At 54.8% G+C, this 17,509-nt stretch carries 13 protein-coding genes and 1 pseudogene; 2 read left to right on the top strand and 12 right to left on the bottom strand.

The window, feature by feature from the left end; translation table 11 throughout:
* Nucleotides 1–4: 4 nt before the first annotated feature.
* Together lspA and J4377_RS17995 are read right to left on the bottom strand one after the other, a co-directional pair.
* On the bottom strand, nt 5–508 hold the full coding sequence (gene lspA, locus J4377_RS18000; RefSeq protein ID WP_016916426.1) for a signal peptidase II: 504 nt from the start codon (nt 506–508) through the stop codon (nt 5–7).
* Nucleotides 505–2,691: a heavy metal translocating P-type ATPase gene (locus J4377_RS17995; protein WP_027965783.1), complete on the bottom strand. Its 2,187-nt coding sequence runs from the start codon at nt 2,689–2,691 to the stop codon at nt 505–507. Before J4377_RS17995 ends, lspA begins: the two co-directional genes overlap by 4 nt.
* Before the next feature lie 86 nt (nt 2,692–2,777).
* On the opposite strand from J4377_RS17995, the gene J4377_RS17990 reads away from it, so the two are divergent.
* Complete coding sequence (locus J4377_RS17990) at nt 2,778–3,236, top strand: helix-turn-helix domain-containing protein (RefSeq protein ID WP_082051477.1); 459 nt, start codon at nt 2,778–2,780, stop codon at nt 3,234–3,236.
* Nucleotides 3,237–3,264: 28 nt separating this feature from the next.
* Here J4377_RS17990 and J4377_RS17985 read toward each other — a convergent pair whose 3' ends face one another.
* The 4 genes from J4377_RS17985 to J4377_RS17970 form a co-directional block, all read right to left on the bottom strand.
* Entirely contained in the window at nt 3,265–4,047 is a 783-nt protein-coding gene (locus J4377_RS17985) for a ZIP family metal transporter (RefSeq protein WP_027965781.1), read from the bottom strand.
* Between the two features lie 111 nt (nt 4,048–4,158).
* A complete protein-coding gene (locus J4377_RS17980) occupies nt 4,159–5,148 on the bottom strand; it encodes a M23 family metallopeptidase (RefSeq protein ID WP_083007651.1) in 990 nt (329 codons plus the stop codon).
* Nucleotides 5,148–5,825 (bottom strand): thioredoxin domain-containing protein, encoded by a 678-nt coding sequence (locus J4377_RS17975; RefSeq protein WP_022521292.1) that lies wholly within the window; start codon nt 5,823–5,825, stop codon nt 5,148–5,150. The genes J4377_RS17980 and J4377_RS17975 overlap by 1 nt, the downstream gene beginning before the upstream one ends.
* 113 nt (nt 5,826–5,938) lie before the next feature.
* Entirely contained in the window at nt 5,939–6,853 is a 915-nt protein-coding gene (locus J4377_RS17970) for a cation diffusion facilitator family transporter (protein ID WP_083007650.1), read from the bottom strand.
* A gap of 204 nt (nt 6,854–7,057) precedes the next feature.
* Between J4377_RS17970 and J4377_RS17965 the strand changes: the two genes are divergently transcribed.
* Complete coding sequence (locus J4377_RS17965) at nt 7,058–7,978, top strand: bile acid:sodium symporter family protein (RefSeq protein ID WP_083007649.1); 921 nt, start codon at nt 7,058–7,060, stop codon at nt 7,976–7,978.
* 110 nt (nt 7,979–8,088) lie between these two features.
* Here J4377_RS17965 and J4377_RS17960 read toward each other — a convergent pair whose 3' ends face one another.
* The 6 genes and pseudogenes from J4377_RS17960 to J4377_RS17935 form a co-directional block, all read right to left on the bottom strand.
* Nucleotides 8,089–9,858: a hypothetical protein gene (locus J4377_RS17960; RefSeq protein WP_083007648.1), complete on the bottom strand. Its 1,770-nt coding sequence runs from the start codon at nt 9,856–9,858 to the stop codon at nt 8,089–8,091.
* 80 nt (nt 9,859–9,938) lie between these two features.
* Nucleotides 9,939–10,787 (bottom strand): annotated as a pseudogene (locus J4377_RS17955) (YifB family Mg chelatase-like AAA ATPase); the annotation flags it as partial.
* An 86-nt stretch (nt 10,788–10,873) separates the two neighbouring features.
* Nucleotides 10,874–11,779 carry an ABC transporter substrate-binding protein gene (locus J4377_RS17950; protein WP_253486301.1) on the bottom strand — a complete coding sequence of 302 codons (906 nt, stop codon included), beginning with the start codon at nt 11,777–11,779 and terminating at the stop codon, nt 10,874–10,876.
* A gap of 182 nt (nt 11,780–11,961) precedes the next feature.
* Complete coding sequence (locus J4377_RS17945; RefSeq protein ID WP_370687207.1) at nt 11,962–14,079, bottom strand: TonB-dependent siderophore receptor; 2,118 nt, start codon at nt 14,077–14,079, stop codon at nt 11,962–11,964.
* 181 nt (nt 14,080–14,260) lie between these two features.
* The gene (locus tag J4377_RS17940) at nt 14,261–15,229 is read right to left on the bottom strand and encodes a helix-turn-helix transcriptional regulator (protein WP_232482765.1); all 969 of its coding nucleotides are present in this window, start codon (nt 15,227–15,229) and stop codon (nt 14,261–14,263) included.
* A 49-nt stretch (nt 15,230–15,278) separates the two neighbouring features.
* Nucleotides 15,279–17,414, bottom strand: a complete 2,136-nt coding sequence (locus J4377_RS17935) for a TonB-dependent receptor (protein ID WP_253486300.1) — start codon at nt 17,412–17,414, stop codon at nt 15,279–15,281.
* Between the last annotated feature and the right edge of the window lie 95 nt (nt 17,415–17,509).

The raw sequence follows: 17,509 nt of genomic DNA, 5'->3' as shown, positions 1-17,509 counted from the left end.
AGCGTTACTCAGAGCGCTTAAAAGCAGGACTTTCACGCCATAACGCCACCGCGAACATCAATACACCGGCAAATAGCGCGATATCGGCCATGTTAAAGGCGGGCCAATGCCATTCGCCCCAGTAAATGTCCAGATAGTCGACGACGTACCCTCGCGCTAAGCGATCAACAGTATTACCGAGCGCGCCGCCAAGAATCAGGCTGTACGCACAGGCCTCCAAGCGCGACAGGGGTTTGCATAGCTGCACAACCAATACGACGACCACCACCAACGCTAAACCAAGAAAGAGGTAGCGCTGCCAACCCCCTGCTTCTGCGAGAAAGCTGAAAGCGGCTCCTGTGTTCCCGGTATAAACCCAGTTAAAAAACGGCGTTAGCGGAATGACTTGGCCAAACGACATCTGGGCATGCACAATTTCCTTGACCAGTTGATCGGCTAGAGCCATCACGCAAGCTAATGTGAACCATGGCCAGCGACGTGAAGGGCTATCGTTTGGCGCTGTTCTCATGACGTTGTTTTTCCTTGTGACAGGCCTGTCATTGCGGTACTGGGCGAAAAGCGGTAACCCAGCAGTCGCATGGCGTTCAACGTCACCAGGACGGTAGCACCGGTATCGGCCATCACCGCAATCCACATGCCGGTAATACCCAGCGCCGTTGTAACTAGGAAAATGGCTTTTAAGCCAAGGGCGAGAACAACGTTGGTTTTCACATTGCGCAGCGTGGCACGAGAGAGGTCTATCAGCTCAGCGATGCCGGTAACGCGGTTCTTGAGCAAGGCTGCATCGGCGGTTTCCAACGCCACATCCGTGCCACCCCCCATCGCGATACCCACATCTGCTGCCGCGAGTGCCGGTGCATCGTTGATGCCATCGCCTACTTTACCGATGGGGCCACGGCCTGCCGCTTGCCAGTCTCGAACATACGCTGCCTTGTCTTCAGGCATTAGTTCGCCGTACGCTTCAATGCCTAAGCGACCCCCCGTGGCAGCGACGGTGCGGGCATTATCACCGCTGAGCATGACCGCCTGTACGCCTAAACGGGATAGCGCCGCTAGGCCTTCCATGGCATCTTCGCGTGGCTCATCGCGAACCGCGATCAAGCCCAGTAAACGCTCGCCTTCGACGAGGAGAGCGAGGCTCTTACCGGCTTCTTCTAACGCGACAATCCGAGCACTGAGACTTTCCTCAAGGATGACTTTCTCGTGAAGGTGACGAGGCGTCATTAAGCTCAGCTCGCGACCCTCCACCTGGCCGGAAACACCGCGCCCCGCCAGAGCGCGGCCGCCGGTGACGGTGGGGAGGTTGATGCCCGACTGTCGGGCATGCTCAACGATAGCCGTGGCGATAGGGTGACTGGAATCCCGCTCTATTGCGGCGGCGAGCCGCAATACGCTGTTATCGTCTTCCTCAGCAATCCAAGACTCCACATCTGTGACTCTTGGGGTACCCGCAGTGAGGGTGCCCGTTTTATCTAATGCCACCAAGCGAAGCTTACCTAACTGTTCAAGAACGGCTCCCCCTTTGATCAGTAGTCCGCGCCGAGCTCCCGCCGAGAGACCGGCGGCGATGGCGGCAGGGGTGGAAATGACTAACGCGCAGGGGCATGCGATTAACAGCAATGCTAACGCACGGTAAATCGACTCCGACCATGCCATGGTCGATACCAGCGGTGGCACTATCGCCATCAGTAGGGCGAGTAAGACGACGGCGGGCATATAGTAATACGCAAAACGATCAATAAAGCGTGCTATCGGTGCCTTGGCGGCCTGTGCTTCTTCAACCAGACGAATAACGCGTGCGATCGTATTGTCATCAGCGCCTCGTGTTACCTCCACCTCCAGGGCGGCATCAAGATTCACTGTGCCAGCAAAAATGTCATCACCAGGCGCTCGCGAACGAGGTATGGACTCGCCGTTTACCGGCGACTCGTCAATGTCGGAGGTGCCCACCAGGATGCGTCCATCGCAGGGTACGCGATCACCGGGCCGCACCAGCACACGCTGACCGGGTTTAAGTGACTCCGCCGAGACATCACGCAGATGGCCGTTGTCCATCAGCCTCGCCGTTGAGGGTGTTAAGTTTGCCAAGGCTGAGATACTGCGGCGCGCCCGTGACGCAGCTACCCCTTCGAGTAGCTCACCTACGGCGAACAAGAACACGACCATCGCAGCTTCAGCAGCAGCATTGATGGCCAATGCGCCAACCGCAGCGATGCACATCAGCATCTCGATGGTAAAGGGGTTGCGCATTTTGAGGGCGCCCCAGGCACTCTGCGCAATGGGCATTAAGCCGACCAGCGTGGCCAGAATGAACGGCACATTACCCAGCGCAGGCCATGCTAAACGAAGCGCGAAGGCTACGATCAGCAGATTTCCCGTGATAATGACCAAGCGCCCTTTAGCGGTTTGCCACCAAGAGGATGAAGCACCAGATGCGCGTGTTTGGCCAGCAGGGGAAGTCACTTGATAGCCTAGTTCGTTCAGGATGCCCTCAATGGTCTGTTGCGAGGGGCCTCCATGATCGCGCTGGTGAATCTTCACCGATCCTGTGACGGAGCTTGCCGTGACTTCCTCAATGCCGTCCAGCCGCTCTAGCGCCGACACAACCTTGCGCTCACAACCGCCGCAGTCCATGCCTTCAACACGCAGTGTCAAGACGGTAGGCGCTGTCGCCTGCGTTGATGTTTTCATGGTGCCTCTTCTCCCAATGAGCTATGGTTTTGAAGTGTAAACCTTGTAGCAACTACAGCTTCAAGCCCTGCGTAAGGAGTTTTACCATGTCGATGATGGGGCAAAGTATCAGCATTGGTGAGTTAGCACGACGAGCCGATTGCAAACCTGAAACGGTTCGCTATTACGAGCGTATTGGGCTGTTGCGCGATGCGACACGAACCGGCGGAGGACAGCGCCGCTATGGAGACGACGCTGTGCGGCGCTTGACCTTTATTCGTCATGCCCGTGACTTTGGCTTTTCGGTGGAGTCAGTGCGAGAGCTTTTGGCCATGTCAGATCAACCTGATATGCCTTGCCAAGAAGTCGATGCCATCGCCACGCATCACCTAAAGAAAGTGGAGTCCCGCCTTCAACGACTGTCCATACTGCGTGAGGAGCTTCAACGGATGGTCACACAGTGTGCCGGTGGTAAAGTGGAAAGCTGCCGAATCATTGAGGTCATCAGTGATCATCAGCTCTGTATCACTGAAAAATCGCACGGAGGGGCTCACGACTTGGGTTAGCACTAACGCTACGCCCCACGCCCAATGGTTAGCCCAGCGAAACATCCAAAAACAGCATGAGTACCAATCCGATGGAGAGGCCCAGCGTGGCCTTTTTTTGGTGCCCGCTCCGATGAGTTTCGGGAATAATCTCATGACTGATCACATACAACATCGCCCCCGCTGCAAAGGCCAACCCCCAGGGCAGTAGCGCTTGTGACATGCTGATGACTCCAGCGCCTAATAAGCCACCCAACGGCTCAACAAGCCCCGTAAGGGCGGCAATCGTCCATGACCGCCAACGTGAATAGCCCACGCTTAGCAGTGATACTGCTACGGCCAGTCCTTCTGGGGCATTCTGAAGTCCAATGCCAATCGCTAGCGGCATGCCTCCTTCGCTTCCCCCTGCGCCAAAGGCCACGCCAACGGCCAGCCCTTCTGGCAGGTTGTGTATCGTAATGGCAATAATAAACAACCAGATACGGCGTAGTGAGGCAGCCTCTGGCCCTTCTCGCCCCTGTTCGAAGTGCTCATGAGGTAAGAGCTCGTTCAGTAGTGCGACCATTCCAATCCCTAGCAAAATGGCCGCACAAGCAATGGCAGCAGGTACCACGCTACCGCCATAACGCAGCTCCGAGGCTTCTAAGGAGGGTATGATCAGTGAGAAGAAAGAGGCCGCTAGCATGACACCAGCGGCGAACCCCAACGCTAAATCGCGAACACCACGATTCGGTGTTTTGGTAAACAAGACAGGAAGCGCCCCTACAGCCGTCATCAAGCCCGCCGCAAGGCTTGCCAATACCCCCATGGTGACGGGAGAAACCTCTTCCATACCGATTACCTGTGTTGTGATAGATGAGTGATTACACGGCTTGGGTTCCATAACGAGACAAGCGCACGTTCACGTTACTAACCCCCATGCAACGTTGTTAAGCACGAGTGGTTACGGCTCGTTAAACGAGATCAAGTCATAAAGTGACGCCGTACCGATAGCTTGTTCTAAGCGATCTCTTGCCTCGTAAAGTGACGCTTGATATTCACTTTGAGTCGGCTGTTCGCCTAGCATGATGCGTTGACCTTGACCAAGGGGGTCAACAGGCTGGTTATTGACTCTCACTTCGTAATGTAGGTTGGGCCCCGTGGCGACCCCAGAGGCACCTACCTCTCCGAGCGACTCTCCCGCATTGACTAAATCCCCAACCACTAGCTGTGGGGAAAATCGGCTAAGGTGTGTGTAGCGACTGATTGCCCCTGTGTCGTGCTCCACCTCGATCACCTGCCCATATCCCCCTTGGCGACCCATAAAGGATACGCGCCCAGGTGCGGTGGCAATGACCGGCGTTCCTGTCGGCGCAGCCAAGTCAATTCCATTATGAGGACGCATCCCTCCATACACAGGATGTCGCCGATTCCCAAAGCGAGACGTTAAGCGGGCACTAAGCACGGGCAACCGCAACGTGCCTAGCAGGGTGTCGCTTTTGAAAAGAGCTACGTCCCCCTTTTGGGTGACCGGCCAAACGACCTCCAAGGGCTCTGCCTGATCAGGCAGAGCTGCATAACTGAGGCGTGGTGGCCCAACACGGGTGCCGTCCTGGCGTCGATCTTCCTCCCACACTAATTGAATACGTTCACTGCCAGAAAACTCCAGCGGCGCTGCGATAAACTCGCTGAGCAGTATTTCCAGTTTACTGGCGAAACGCGTAGGGACACCTTCTGCTGCTAAAGCCTCGTAGAGGGTGGTATCAATGATGACATCACGCCCAAAGGTTAGGGTATCAACGCTATCAAGCGGTAATGTGCCTTCTTGCTCGCTAGTCGCTTGTAACCTGACAGGGCTAAGTTCAGACGGCGGCAACGAAAGATGCGTTTGCCAATTGGCTTCGGCTAGCAAGGGGTAAAAGCCCACCAAGCCTAGTAACCACCAGCGCTGCATCACTGGCCATCCTCTTCCCCAGAGATCTCCGCTACTTCACTCTCGACGGCATCAATCAGCTCTTGCATACCAAAGGGGTCTAAAGGCTCGCCATTGACAAAAAAGGTGGGTGTTTGGCGAATCTGATTGGCTCTGACATCCGCCATGTCTTGGTCAATCACCGCCTGCACCTCAGCAGAAGTCAGTTGCTCTTCGGCAGCCGCTAAATCAAGGCCCCCTTGGCTCGCGATATCGAGGATAGCGGATTCATCAAAACTGCCATGTGAAGCCCATTGATCCTGGCGAGCCAGCAGCCTCTCCAGTACCGGTTCAAAGACGCCCTGACGACGAGCAACTTCTAATACCCGAATGGCCTTATCAGATACGTCGCCGTGGAAAGGAGTGTAGCGCACGATGAGCCGCACTTTTTCTGGGTAGGTTTCCAGAATACTTTTTGTCAGTGGGTAGAAGGCACGGCAGGCTTCGCAAGCCGGATCGAAGAATTCCACAATCGTCACCGGCGCGTCTTCTCGTCCCAAGATGGGGGAGTGTGAACGCACCAAGGAGTCCTCGGCCTGGACACCGCTCTCTTTTGCTGCCTGAGCTTGCATGTCTAAGAGGGCAGGCTTCGATACGGCGACGATTGCAGCGGTCAGCATTAACGTACCAGCTAATATAAAAGACGCTTTTTTGAACATGTTTCTCTCTCTGTCTCAACGATGGGGTGGAAAAGTAGGGTTGAAAAATAAGCCAATCGCTATGGGAGTAAGTCGCTCGCTACCTACCTGAGCCGGGAGTCGGCCTCGGTCTGTCACTCGTGCCCATATAGATTGGCATTTTGATGCGCGTGATCACTATGCTCAAACTCTAGGCTGGAATGAGCAATACTGAAGCGCATTTTAAGCTGCTCCTTGATCTCTGCTTTGACGGATTCAAGCTGCTGCCAGCCGGTTTCTGTCAGAACCACGTGGCAGTCAAGGGCTGCCATGTTTTCCTGCATCTGCCATAGATGCACATGGTGAATATCCTGGACTCCCTCGATATTTCGGACGGTCTCAACGACTGCCTGCCCGTCAATGTCCGGGGGAGATCCCAGCATTAGCGTACGGATAGGGCCACCAATTTCAGAGAAGGCAAGGTAAAGAATATATAGCGCAATCCCTATCGTGATGGCGGGGTCTACCCAGCGCATGTCGTACAGTAAAATAAGCGAACCACCGATAATCACAGCGATGGAGGCAAACGCATCCGATAAGTTATGCAGAAAAAGGGCGCGGATATTGACACTCTCTTTTTGCATTGACCACGTGAGCACGGCGGTAAGGGCATCGACGACAAGCGCGACGCCACCAATAATCACGATTGTCCATCCCTCTATCTCAGGGGGATCGATCATCCGCATAGCGCCTTCGTAAATCAGGTAGACGCCGACGATAATGAGGGTGGTGTAATTGATGAGTGCTGCCACTATCTCGATGCGGCCATAGCCAAAGGTCATATGCGCATCGGCAGGCCGTCTGGCGATTTTACGAGCAGCAAAGGCAATGACTAACGCTGCCATGTCAGAAAAGTTATGTAACGCATCAGCGATCAGCGATAGGCTCCCCGCCATAATGCCACCGACAATTTGAGCGATGGTTAAGAGCCCATTGGCCCAAATGGAGATGCTGACGCGCCGGTCGCCAGAGGCAGGATCAATGTGGGGATGATCATGATGATGTCCCATCTGTTACCCTCTCTCGAATTATCTGTTCTTGGTACTATAAAACCTCTAGCAACTAAAGCTTCAACCCTTGAGCATTATCTATTTGCATCGCTGGATTGGGAAGCACGTCCCTAGCTACCAAGGAGCCTTTGTGTGCTGGGCCGAAGGTGATCATGTTTTAGGTGCGGGGCTCAATCCACTTCAACCGGTAACGTCCAATCCACCATGGGTAGATTCATTTATTTTGTCGAGGCGCACCTTGTCTGGTTTGTAATCGTCGTCGCGGGGGGAGGCTTACTCTTTCCGGCCACCGGAATAATGCTTAAGTTCGCGATTGGGCCATTACTGGCATTACTGATGTTGATTATCAGCCTCACATTCGATGCGCATGCAGTGCGCATCGTGTTCCGAAAGCCGTCACGGCAGTTGTTGGCATTGGGGCTGGTCTATGGGCCTATGTCGATTGCCGGGTGGCTAACGGGCCGTCTATTTTTTGGAAGCGGCCCGCTGGCTGCTGGCCAAACCTTGCTCGGCACGCTGCCGACAGATGTGTCTTCTCCTCTTTTGGTACTGATGGCGAAAGGCAATGTGGCGCTTGCCGCTGTTTTCAACGCAGTCAACACTGCGTTATGTCCGTTTATTGTTCCCTTCCTGTTTTTATGGCTCACTGGCCTCCAGTTAGACGTACCGCTGGGCTCAATTATTCTTGAATTAACACTGATTGTGCTTGTTCCTACCGTGATTGGGGTCAGCTTGCGGACAAAGTTCTCGACTTTCTTTGCACGGCATGATTCAGCGTATGCAGGGATAGGGTCAATTTTGTATCTGCTGATCCTACTCGCTGTGGTCGGGCCGAATGCCGCCACGATCATTGGCTATGGTGGGTATGCGTTTGTGATTGCGGGGGCGGCCCTGTGCCTCAATTTGATTGGGTACCTGGTAGGTATGTCCTCACGGTTACTCACTTCTGATCGCAAAGAGGTGATTACCTATCTTTTCACGGTCAGTAAAAAGGAATTCAGCATCGCTGCAGCGTTTGTCGCTGCTTCTGGCTTGCCATCAGAGATCGCAATTCCAGCCGCTTTTTTTGCCGTGATTCAAATGATCACTTCGCCCATCGCAGCGAAGATCCTCGCCCGCCACTGAAGGGATGGCCGTATCGGCTCTTCGTCAGAAGAGCAACCTGCACACGGGGTGTACAGGTTGCTCTTACCGACAAAACAGACACCGCTACTCATAAAGGTGGCAAATAGTACCTATGCTAAGTCACTGCGACCAATACTGACCTTGCTAAAAGCATTTAACACAGAGGCTTCGCAGGGTATCTGTTCCTTTTTGGATTTAGGGTGCTTGAACGTATCGGCGAATCCTGGGCAGTGACGAACTAGTTTTTGGACAACACCTTCTACGTGCCGCACGTTAGACAGCACTTGGCGTAACCACTGCTCGAAGCTGCCTTGGTGGCTCAGCGTGAAGACCAAACCTTTATAGGAAGGAGGCTTGGATGCCTCCTCGCTACCGCCAGCTCTGGGTTTTGGAGGGCGTCGTTGAATCTCCATGAGATAGAGTGTTTGATCTAACAAATGCACCCTAATGACGAGCACCCCGCGAGGTACCTTGGTCTGAGTATCAATGTAAACCCAATTGGCGACTGTCGTTTTCACCTCCTCGTCTATTTCGAAAGGTTCGAGGCTGATCAACCGAGGGTCAGGAGAAGTGCTAAAGCCGTCTTCAAAGGTAAACCAGCTAACGCCACGAATCGTTGCGGGATAGGCCGATTGTAAATAGAGAAGCGCATTCCACATATCACGTAGAAAGCCCTGTGATTCCAGTGTAATAGGAGCATGAATAGAGGCCTGTCCGACCCCTTTTCCTGATCCATGTGGCTCCCCAGTGGAGAAAATGGTTTCGTCACCCGGAACGGGGACGCCTCGTGTATCGGGCACATTTTTTCGAGTATATCGTTTATCCAAGACGGCGCGAGGCTTACCTAAAATAACGAATTCGTCCTCAGTAAGGTCTAGCCAGGAAGAACCGTGGTCGGGCTCGTCATCATCCGTCAGGTCAATGACATCGGGGATGTCTTGAAGCTGATGATAGGGGAACTGAGAGGAGGCATCGTCGCCATCGGTGGCTGGTACTGTCGTTGATTTCTCTCTTTCGCGGTGGATCGTGGCACCATCGGGCTGCGTACAGCCTAATATCTGCAAGCCTAGGAATGTGTTGCCACAATCAATTGGAACGCCAGAAACAGAGATTTCCCCGCTGCCTTGAAACCATGGAGTGACTTTTAAAAGCATCTTATCTTGGGGGAAGCTGGCTTCAGTCTGCGCATAAATATCTCTGGCAGCTTGTTCGGCATAGGGGTCGTACAGCATGTGCGCGAGCAAAATCGCATCGTGCCTATGAACACGATATGTAAATCTGACCGGCCAGGTACCTGGCGATGGGGGCGCATTAAGCGGTCGATAAAGCCGTTCTTTGACCTCCTCCCAACAGTAAGTGGCGAGCACACGCTTGATTTCAGATGATCGACCGTAAACGCGTGCAAAAAATTCGGTGCAAGGGATGAGCAGATGTTTGCCACCTGGGAGGTCAAATTCAATCAGGTACGATTTGTGTTTTCTGTCCAGCGGTAAATAGCTTGCCTCATGAAAGGAGGTATAGAGGCTGCGCCCTGCTTTGTGTAAGTCGTCTAAGGAGACAATCCGCCAGCCGCCCGGAGAGAACGAAACAGGGAATGTTTTCTCCTCAAATGCGATGCGGGAGTTGCTCACGCCCTTTTCCCAGACGGAGCCGATTCTCAATAGCCCGACATGCGTTAAGACCGTCGTTCGCTTAATCACATCTCCTAATTTGTTCTCCTGATCAATAGGTCTTAAAAATACATAAATTTTAGGGACGCTTTGTGAGCGGATATTTTTGAAGATAGGCCCGTACCACCAAACGACCAAGCGCTCAGTTTCGTCTTTAAGGGTGCCATCTTGAAAGCTAAAGGTTCTGCATTGTTTGAGAGAAACGGTCACAAGGGCGTGCTCTATGTAAACTCAACATAGAGATTGTCGCAGTAATTATTGTTTAGTCGCAACGATTGTTGAAAATGACAGCCCCCACCCACTAACGCGGCGGCGCTGGCGCTGTGGTGGGGCTGGCGAAAGGGGCGCTGGCCCCAGTCTGCTTCAAGCGGTAGCCCACAGACTGAACGTACAGCGGCCACCTGCAGCGCATCGTCTTCGCAAAGCGGCGGCAAAATGCCCGGTAAGCGGCTAGCGAGCATGGTTTTTCCGGTGCCAGGAGGCCCTGCTAGCAGCAGGTTATGGCCACCAGCGGCCGCCACTTCCAGTGCGCGGCGTGCCTGCTGCTGACCGCGAACGTCGGCTAAGTCGGCAATGGGGGCCGTGGATCTCATCGAGGCAGACAGTTGGTGGGGCGGTATTTTCTCTTGTCCCAGCAAGTGAGCAACGACCTGCCATAGGGTGTCGGCAGGTAAAACCGGTAAGTCGCCTGCTAACGCGGCTTCGTCGGCACAGGCGCGGGGAATAATCAGTGCTTTGTTGACGCGCCGCGTGGCGAGAGCAAAGGGTAATACGCCGGGTACGGCGCGTAGTTTGCCATCCAATGCCAGTTCGCCTGCGCACTCCATGCCTTCTAGCGCATCTACTGGAATCTGGCCAGAGGCGGCCAGAATACCGAGTGCAATCGGCAAATCGAAGCGGCCACCCTCTTTAGGTAGGTCGGCGGGGGCAAGGTTGAGGGTAATGCGCTTGGTGTTGGGGAAATCAAACCCGGCATTGATGAGCGCGCTGCGCACCCGCTCGCGGCTCTCTTTGACAGCGGTTTCCGGCAGGCCCACCAGCGTTAGTCCCGGCAAGCCGTTGGCTAGATGTACCTCGACATGCACGGCGGGTGCTTCCAGCCCAACCCCTGCGCGCGTGGCCACAATGGCTAGTGTCATGGCGCTCCCTCGCTAGTTTTTTATTCCTGACATAACCCTACGTTAATTGGAACGTTTAAAAATAGCGTGTGCCTGGAAAACTGACCTTAGTTAACAGTTGAGTCGGTTACTTGAGCTGGGCTGCCTGCCGACAGTGCAGCAAACAACTCTCTTGCAAAACGCTGGGCAGAGGGCAGTGCGCCAAAGCTCCATACCGGCGGTAGGCGAACTATCCTGTCATGCCTGACGCTGGGAAGTTGCTGCCACAGGCCGCTGTTTGCAAGCTGCTCTTCGACTCCGATGGGCAGTGGATCGATGATCACCAGCGTTGCTTCTGGGTAGCGCGCCAGCGCTTCAATCCCCACCAGTGAAAACCCCCAGGCATTGGTCGCTTGATCCCAGGCATTGGGGAGGTCGAGCTGCTCCAGCACGGCGTTGTATAAGCTGTTTTCCCCAAACACCCGCACGTGACGGGCATCCATAAACTGTACCATCAGCAGCGTCGCAGTTTCAGACTGAGATAGGGGGCGAGATTCGCGCAGCGTGGTCATCAATATTTGGGTCTCTTCAATAAGCTGCTCGGCCTGGGGCTGGTGCTTGGTTAACTCGCCCAGCTCACGGGTCAGGGTTTGCATCTCTTGCCAGGTATCGGTGCCGGGAGAGTAGAGCGAGAATGAAGTGACCGGGGCAATGCGTTCCAGGCGCGGTGTTAAACCGGCAAACATGGGCGAGATCAACGTCTGTTCCGGAGGCACTTGGGCCAGCAGTTCTAAATTAGGCTGGGCGCGTAGTCCCATATCGGTAGCACTGTCGGGTATCTGTGGCTCGCCCACCCACTGGTGATAATCACTCTGTTGGGCAACGCTGCTAACCGGCGCATCAATGGCCAGTAGTGTTTCAGCGATGGTCCAGTCCACCGTGGCCCACTGCGCCTGGGCAGTAGAAACGCTCAGCATACAAACGGCGAACAGCCCGCAGCGCACGAGCAAAGAGAACAGGTTAGTGTGGCGCATGGTGGTGAGAGGCTATCCAGAAAATAAGAACTGTATTTAAACGATAATATTTATTGTTTGCAAACCTGTATTCAAGGAAAAATGCCCAGGCTGAGTGGCCTGGGCAGGTGGGGTTACAATAAATTAGCAATACTTAGATAAGTGCTTAGATAAGTGCTTGGAACGTCGCTTAGCACAAGCGTTTAGAAACGGTAGTGAACGCTGGCGGTCACACCGCGCTCGGCGCCGAAGTAGCAGTACTCCAGCGAGTTGCAGGAGGCCACGTACTCCTTATCCAGCAGGTTGTTCACATTGAGGCGCGTTTCCACCCCTTCAACGCCGAGTTGGCTTAGATCGTAGCCAATAGTGGCATCCACCAGGGTGTAGTCAGGGACAGTTTCAGTGTTGGCTCGATCGGCGGCAATATCCGCATAGTGGCGTACGCCAACACCGACATCCACGCCGTTTAGCCAGCCCTTATTGGCCTCGTAGTGGCCCCACAGCTGTACTTGGTGGCGTGGGGAGTAAATCGCGTTGTTGCCCTGGTTGCCATCATCGCTTTTAGCGTAGGTGATGTCGGTGAAGCTATAGCCTGCCTGAACCGAGAGGGTATCCGTTAGCTGGGTTTGTGCTTCCAGCTCCAGTCCTTGAGATTCAATTTCACCTACCGCGCGGTAAGGGTCGGATGGCTGCACCTTGGTCGCGACATTCTCTTGGCTGATATGGAACAGCGCTGCACTGAATTGGCTGGCGCTGCCGTTAGGCTGGAATTTTAGGCCGGCCTCCCACTGTTCGCCTTCCATTGGTTGAAGCAGGTCGCCACTCTCATCGACGAAACTAGTGGGGGTGAAGGCAGTGGAGTAGCTTAGGTAGGGCGCTACACCATTATCAAACAAGTAGACCACACCGGCGCGGCCGCTGAACTGGGTATCGCTAAGTGAGCTGGTGTCACCGCTATCGCGGTTGGTATTGTCGATATTTACCCAGTCGTAGCGGCCGCCTAGCGTAAAGCGCCAGTTATCGACGGCGATTTGATCCTGTAGATAAACACCCGTTTGATCGATCTCGTGGCGTTCGCGGGTAGGTGCGTAAAATTCAATCGGCCCGCTACCATAAACAGGATTAAAGGCATTGACGGGGTGGAAATACCCAGTGGGCCACGATACGTCGTTTTCCCGCTGCTGGTAATCAACCCCAACGAGCAGTGTGTGATCCATAAAGCCGCTGCTGATAGTGGCTTCAAGCTGATTGTCGATAGTCCAAGCTTCTAGAGATTCATCGCTACCAGAATAGTAGCGGGTTAATTCGTCAGAGGTGGGTGACGTCCAGCCATAGCCATAGACTTGATTAAGCACCACATCGGAGTTGAGATAACGCAGTAGCTGGCGGCCCGTTACGTCGTCATTAAAGCGATGCTCCAAGGTATAGCCAGCCATGCGCTGAGTACGCTCGTAGGCGTTGTAGTCGGCTTCGCCATCAAAGAAGTTGTTACTGATCTGCTTGCCGTTCCTGGGTACTACCGCTCCTTCATAGGGCACGCCGGAGTGGTAGCCGCCTTCGGGTTCATCCTGTAGATAGGCCTCAACCGTTAGGCTGGTGTCGTCGGTGATATCCCAGCTTAGCCGCGGCGCAATGGCATAGCGCTCCTCTACGGCGGGGCCAAACTGGGTGTCGGCGGTACTGGCAATGCCGGTCAGGCGAAACGCTACTCGCTGCTCTGCGCCAATCGGCCCAGTGAGGTCAAAGGCGGCACTGCGCTGGTTATTATTGCCTACCCGAAAACGTAGCTCACCGCCTTGTTCAAATTCAGGGCGCTTACTGTTTAGCGCCACCACACCACCCGGCGACGCGCGGCCATAGAGCACCGAGGCAGGCCCGCGTACCACTTCAATGCTGTCTAGAAACCACGGATCGATGCGCATACTGCTATGGGAGTTGGCATCGCCCATCACTTTAAGACCATCTAAGAACGTGTTGCTCAAGCTGCCGTCAGAAAAGCCACGTAGTACCAGGTAGTCGAAGCGGTTGGAGGCACCCACCTGGTTGCTGTAAACACCGGGCGTGTAATCGGTGGCGCGCTGAACGGTGCTGACCCCACGGTGATCCATTTGTTCGCGGGTAATGGTAGAAACGCTTTGCGGCGTTTCAATAAAAGGGGTGGTGACTTTAGTGGCCGCCTGCTGGGCGGTTACCGTCACAGTGCCTAGCGCTGTACTTTCCAGTGTACTTTCCTGCGCACTTGCCTGAGCGTAAACCGATGGTGCCGCGAGCGCCGCGAGAACAGCGGCACTGAGCGGAGAGCGTAACAAACGGCGAGGCATAAAAGACATGGGTGTGTACCTGCAATAAGAAGCAATTAACTAATGTGTTAATGAGAATTATTGCGTTTAATTGCTTTGAAAAGGTATGCGCTATGACAAAGAGGTTATGCGTGCTGCCAAAAAATGCAGCGCAGGGGAACTTACGGCAAGACGTTATGGATAGTACGTTATGGATAGTACGTTAGCGATACTTGAAGACTTCATGCGGCGTGACACCAAAGGCCCGCTTATATGCTGTAGCAAAGTTGCTGGCGTGGCGGTAGCCGCAGGCGTGGGCAGTTTGCTGCACGCTATAACCTTTGCGCAAGTACGCCTGAGCTTGGGTCAGGCGACAACGCCGTAGGTAGTCGAATATCGAGCAGCCGTAACAGCGCTGGAACTTGGTGCGTAGGCTACTAGGGCTCATAGCGGCATTTCGGGCTAACTGCTCCAGCCGGTAATTCTGGTTGGGATAATGTTCGAGCTGCTTGCGCAAGAGCTCCAGGCGTTGGTGGTCGCGATGCGAAAGGTCTGGAGGGAGGCCTTCTTGTGTGTTTTTGTCACCGGGTTCCAGGCCAGCGGCAGGCAGGCCATGAGCTAGCAACTGGAACGCAAGGCCTTGCCATAATAGGCACAGCCGTTCTGCTGGCCAGTTCGATGCCAGTGCTGTCTCTAGGCTATGGCGAAGGAGCGGTGGTACTTGCCAAGTGTGTAGCACTGGGGTGGCTGGAGGGGCAACGTTAACAGGCGAGGAAGAGAGAGGCTCGAGACCATCTAGAATCGACACGTTGAGGGTGCTTAAGCGTTGTGGTGCAGGCTGGAATACCTCAAGCCTGGTCTGCTGGTTGAAGTGTGCACTGAAGGCGTCGCCAGCCTGTAACTGAAATGACTGGTGGCCGAGCCCCACATGGATGCAGCCCTCAAGTACCACACTGAGAAACCACGGAGCGGTACGACGGGAGGTGGAGGCATAAGCGTGCAGGACATCAAGATCTGAGTGCGTCACGCGTAGGGCCGGGGTGATCTCGATATCCATCACACGCCCGCGAGCTACGTAAGGCGATGGGGGGCGGTCAGGCGCTTCGGGAAAGCGGTAATCGATCCCGAAGCGCTGACCAAGGGCCAGCAGGTCATAGGTGGTGAGTGGCGCGAGTGTGTCGAGTGTCGCCATTCCCATTACCTCGCTGTTGAGCGGCTGCCTGCGAGTAGCGGGGCGGTGCTTAATACGCCATCGACCAGTTCAGGGTGTAGGTACGTCCGCGCCCTTGATAGTCGTAGAGGTATTCTGGACCGTAGTAGGGCGAATAGAACATGGCGGCCCGCTGGCCCCAAACGGTGGAGTACTGATCATCGAGTAGGTTCTGTATGCCCAGACTCACGGTGCCAAAATCGGTCTCCTGGCTGAGCGATAGATCGAGGGTCGTGTTGCCATCGATCTCACGATCCGCATCGTCTTTCAGGTCGAAAGTATGGCTGGCTTGCAAGCGCGCCGAACGCACGTAGTCGGTCCAGCCGATAAAGGCAGTGGAAGAGGAGAGCGATGCATAGCGGGCGTCACGCTTTTCCCACTCCCCTTGGCCGTTCTCCTGCTCGGAACGCACCAAGTGTAGGGTACCGCCGACCTCCAGGCCGTTGTCGAAGTAACGGGTTACCGCGCTCTCTAGGCCAAAGTCGCGCTTCTTTTCGTCCACTACGCTGACGCTCAGGTCCTGGGCGTTCTCTACCGCCTTGTCCGACCAAGCGTAGTAGAGTGCCGTTTGAGCCATCCAGTTGCCCCCCTGGTAGCGCCAGCCTAGCTCCACCTGATCTGTCTCGATGGCAGATAGAGGGTTGTTATCGACACTCACCTCGGGGCTCTTGCCGTAGTATTTGGCGGGATCTGGCAGCTCGAAGCCCTGGCTAAACTGCAGCCAGTTCTGGTGACCGTTGCCGTAATCGTAGAGGGCGCTGGCATTCAATAGCGTGGCTTCGTAATCGTTCTTACCGCCGGGAATACCCTGGAAATCGTCCACTTCGACATCCATATGCTGCTGCCGCAACCCTGCGGAGAGCTTAAGCGCCTGGGTGGCCTGCCAGTCACCTTGGACGAAGCCCGAAAGCCCGTCCACCTGATAGCCTGGATAGCGGGGCTCAACACTTGAAGCCTGCTGCACCAGACCACCGGTGGTATCCGAGATATCGGTATCGAACAGCATCTGGCTGGCATCGAATTTTTCTCGATCCAGGTCGAGCCCGTAGGTCAACGAAACGTCATCACCCAGGCGCGACTCAAATAGCGCTTTAATGCCGCTTAAATCAGTGTTTTGTTGCGATGCGCGAAACTGCAGACCGTCGGCGACTGGGTAGGGAAATGCCTGAAAACTGGACTCTTCCTCCCGGTGAAACGCCTGCAGGTAGAAGTTTTGCCCCCACAGGTTAGCGTGGTGATAGTTGACGTTGACCAGCTTGCGGTCGGTTTCCGGATCGCGCTGTGAACGGTAGCCGTCGCGAATCTCGGCATCGTTCAAGTTGGGCGTGGCTGCGTCGAGGTTGGGAAAGTAAACACCCCGATTACCTTCGTAGCCGGAACGATACAGCTGGGCGCCCAGCTCCAGGCTCTGTTCATCGGTCAAACGGAAAGAGAGGTTGCCCAATACATCAATGCTGCGATTGTCCTGCAGGTCGGTCTGGGCAATATCGGGAAAGATCTCTTGGCCGCTGCCGTCATAGTGACGACCGTTGTCACCAATGGCGGTACCCAGGTAGCCCTGAACCCGCTCATTGCCGCCGCTGATCGATTGCGACAGGCGTCGATCCATATCATCGCTGTTGTTGAAGCCCGTGGTGATGCCAGCTTCGGTGCGCCAGTTCAGGCCTTCTTCGCCTTTGCGCGTAATGATATTGATCAAGCCCCCCGTAGCACCGCCGCCATACAGGCTGCTGGCGCCGGAAAGCACTTCTACACGCTCAATATTGAAGGGGTCAATGGCGTCGAACTGACGGGAAAGCCCACGCGAACTGTTCAGAGATACGCCATCGATAAGCACCTGCACGCCCCGACCACGCATGTTTTGCCCATAATTGGTGCGCCCTTGCGGTGCCAGATCCAGCCCCGGCACAAGTTGCCCCAATGCCGTCTTTAGGTCTGCACCATTGCGGGTCTGCTGTTGCAGCATCTCTTTGTCAATCACCCATACCGCGCCAGGTATCTGACTGATCTGGGTCGGGGTGCGGGAGCCAACCACTACCATGGTATCTTCAGCGTTTGCGTTTAGCGTGGATCCAGACGTTGTGTTTTGGGCGAAAACATTGCTGGAAAAGCCTAGTAATAGACCCGTGCCAATGAGTGCAGCCGTTGAAGAAGACCAGTCAGACATGATGAACAATCCGCGAGCAGTTAGGGAATAGGAGGCGGAGAGTATCACCACAACAGTCAATGTCAATGATATTGATTCGTGTTTATCAAGTCGGT

The sequence above is a fragment of the Halomonas sp. XH26 genome, assembly GCF_024138895.1.
GTDB classification, from domain to species: domain Bacteria; phylum Pseudomonadota; class Gammaproteobacteria; order Pseudomonadales; family Halomonadaceae; genus Vreelandella; species Vreelandella alkaliphila.
The sequence above is the reverse complement of the archived record's forward strand: the minus strand, read 5'-3'. Positions and strand labels throughout refer to the sequence as shown.